This window comes from Paenibacillus sp. P4_A7 (assembly GCF_056402455.1).
Genome location: NZ_JBFUHJ010000601.1, coordinates 1 through 2,841, shown reverse-complemented (window position 1 = coordinate 2,841; position 2,841 = coordinate 1). Strand labels below are relative to the sequence as shown.

The 2,841-nt window shown below is 41.8% G+C and carries 3 protein-coding genes; all 3 read right to left on the bottom strand.

The genetic code is table 11. The features are described 5' to 3' along the window. Positions 1–178: 178 nt before the first annotated feature. The 3 genes from AC1DWN_RS31670 to AC1DWN_RS31660 all read right to left on the bottom strand — a co-directional run bounded on the left by AC1DWN_RS31670 (position 179) and on the right by AC1DWN_RS31660 (position 2,839). The gene (locus AC1DWN_RS31670; RefSeq protein ID WP_477562825.1) at positions 179–1,063 is read right to left on the bottom strand and encodes a helix-turn-helix domain-containing protein; all 885 of its coding nucleotides are present in this window, start codon (positions 1,061–1,063) and stop codon (positions 179–181) included. A gap of 313 nt (positions 1,064–1,376) precedes the next feature. After that, the gene (locus AC1DWN_RS31665; protein WP_477562824.1) at positions 1,377–2,684 is read right to left on the bottom strand and encodes a protoglobin domain-containing protein; all 1,308 of its coding nucleotides are present in this window, start codon (positions 2,682–2,684) and stop codon (positions 1,377–1,379) included. Further along, complete coding sequence (locus AC1DWN_RS31660; RefSeq protein WP_477562826.1) at positions 2,681–2,839, bottom strand: EAL domain-containing protein; 159 nt, start codon at positions 2,837–2,839, stop codon at positions 2,681–2,683. Before AC1DWN_RS31660 ends, AC1DWN_RS31665 begins: the two co-directional genes overlap by 4 nt. Between the last annotated feature and the right edge of the window lie 2 nt (positions 2,840–2,841).

Genomic DNA, 2,841 nt, shown 5'->3' with positions numbered 1-2,841 from the left:
CAATAAATCTTGCACAACCACATAGCCTTTACTGCGAAAATGATCAACTTGCTCTTGAGTTAATTTCATGTTTATAGCCTCCTCGTGTTAAGGGCTCAGGTAAGCCCTTTCATGAGTTCAGTATAAAACGAGAGTCACGTAGTTAGAATGATAGATCTTATCTTAATCTTGCACGATATTATCCTTCGTGCCGCGTCCCTTTTTTGCGGTATTCGGAAGGTGACAACCCCGTTCTGGCACGAAAAAACCTCGTAAAATAAGCAGCGTTTTCAAATCCCAATTGATCTGCAACCAAGTAAACTGGCAAATCCGTGTAAAGCATCTGCTTCATCGCTTCTTCCAGTTTCATATGCAAAAAAAACTGCTGCAGCGGCATGCCTGTCTCACGTTTGAATAAACGGCACAAATAGTTAGGGGTCAGGTGAACGAGATGAGCCATTTCGTGCAAAGTGACATTACGGTGTAAGTTCATTTGAAATAGCTGCTTCAGCCGCGATACTACGAAAGATGCTTTCTCGGTTCTATCCGACACCTCCCCCACGCTCATCCGTAACAGTACATCTTCTATTCGAAACATAAGATCGATCAATGTGATTTCCCGTTGTTTGGCAGAGCCTCGCCCTTTTTGCGCATCGATGACTTTTTGAAAGCCTTCCACAAGGAGCGGCTGCAAAGCCTGAGGAACATAAATTGGCGTTTCTCTGAGAGCACTCAGCAATGTAATATTTTGTCCTTGTTCAATTATATCGGCAAAGCCTGTTGTTATCGGTTCTTGTTTATCATCTAATAACAAAAAAGTCGACTCAAAATTAGCCAGCGGCTTATCCTCACTTGCATGAAACTGATGCGGCACATTCGGATCGATAATATAGAGCATTCCTTCTTTGGCAACCGTAGTCGTTTCACCGATTTGAAATCTCCCCTCACCTTCAGTTATGAACATGAGATGAAAGACTGGGTGGGCATGTAAACCGGCGATTTCCCCTTTTCTCCCGCCAATGTGACGTGTGCTGATGAAATCTATAGCTGACTCGCGATTTCCAGCCTTGATTCTAAGCTCCATTACGAGTCCCCCTGAACAATATTTATGCACTTTTTTTATATATTTATCATATTAATCTGCATTATTAAAGTAAATAGAAGATTAGGCAGCTTTAATATTTTCATATCATCCAATCGCATGGTGTCGCGTTAACAATGCTCCAAAAAGCTTAATCACCGAATCCTTGGGTGATTAAGCTTTTTTTGTTCCCTCCACGAATGTCTTTCATACAATAATCTCTGGAGGTGATTATTTCATGCTTCAAATAAGAAAACGCAGCCCTGTTTGGCTGCGTTTTGCGTCTATACCTCTGTTTTTACGACTGTATATCCGTTTAAAAATTTTGAGTAAGCGTATTCAGGTCTTCGGCAGAACTGGCGACCTTCATTGTTGCGGTGCCGACCTCTTCGATCGCTTTTATCAATTCGTCCAACTCTTTTTCTACCGTGCTAATTTCTACTAAGCTGCTTTCCAGAGAAAGCAGGATTTGATTAAACATCTCTCGGGTATGCTCCGATTCTTGCTGCCCCAACACCACCTGATGCTTAACCTCTTCAATGGACCGCAAAACCTCATCCGTATGCGCGCTTGATTGTTGCATAAATTCGTTTATTTGTTTTACCGCCTTGCTTGTATCCTCGGACAGCTTCTTCATTTCTCCTGCAACAACTGCAAAGCCCGCGCTTTGCTGCCCGGATCTAGCAGCTTCGATGCTGGCATTAAAAGACAATATCTTTGTCCTGCCGGCTATAGCCAATACCATTTGCACAATTGTGGTAATTTGCTCAGAAGACTGGATGAGTCGCTTCACATAAATTCCCATATGTAATGAGCGATCATAAATAGATGTAATCGTGCGTTCGAGCTCGATAACCCTCTCTGACCCATTAAGAGCGAGTAAACGTGAGCTCTGTGCCATATTCGCAGTATAAGAAAATGACTCATTAACTTGATTACTGCTAGCAACCAACTGCTCTGTTGAAGCACTGGTCTGTTCCGTGAGAGCAGCAAGTTCTTCACTTACAAGACCAATATTGTTTTTCACTTGTTCTCGAACCTGCAGGTTATATTGCTCTTTTAGCTCTGTATTTTTCTTCTCATATGCATCGATAACCAACTGTTGCTCAAAGTTAAGAAGCTTAGTAATTGCCCTGCTATAAATTAAGCTTTGTTGACCATCTTGCGTGTGCCGATATATGATGCTCAGAAAAGTATTTTGCAGATTCTGAAAGCTTCCAATATAACATTTCGGCTCCAACCCGATTCGTTGATGAACTWCTGCTATTTGCAACCGTTTCTGGATATAAGCACTGTTTATTTGACCGCTGAATATTTCAATGATATGCGCTTTCAAAGTGCCTTCGAGTCGTTCAATGGTGCTATGCTTGGTTATAATTCCTTTAAGAGCCGTTACTTCAAGGATAGTAGTATAAAAAGCCGCAATGATTTCGTCAATATTTTCCACAATTATTGGTTGTAACTTTTGAATGAGTCTTAAATCTTCTGGTGACATATCGATCAACTTCAGTTGCTCGATTAACTGATCGCTATTCACTTCAATGCAAACTTCCGTTAACTGGACTTCATCCATCCTACTCGCTGGTATATGTTGAGAGGTTGATTTACCGAACCATTTCGTCAAGTGGACCACACTCCCTTTAAATAACGGATCTCGAGCTGTTCCGCCGGCATTGGCGGATCAATTACATAACCTTGTATGATATCGCAGTTCATCTTCCGCAGACAGTCTAACTGTTCCTGTGTTTCAACACCTTCCGCAATGACCCGAAGTTCCATAC

Coding starts and splice junctions, on each gene's coding strand:
- AC1DWN_RS31670 (WP_477562825.1), bottom strand. CDS start 1,063: ATGGAGCTTAGAATCAAGGCTGGAAATCGCGAGTCAGCTATAGATTTC.
- AC1DWN_RS31660 (WP_477562826.1), bottom strand. CDS start 2,839: ATGGAACTTCGGGTCATTGCGGAAGGTGTTGAAACACAGGAACAGTTA.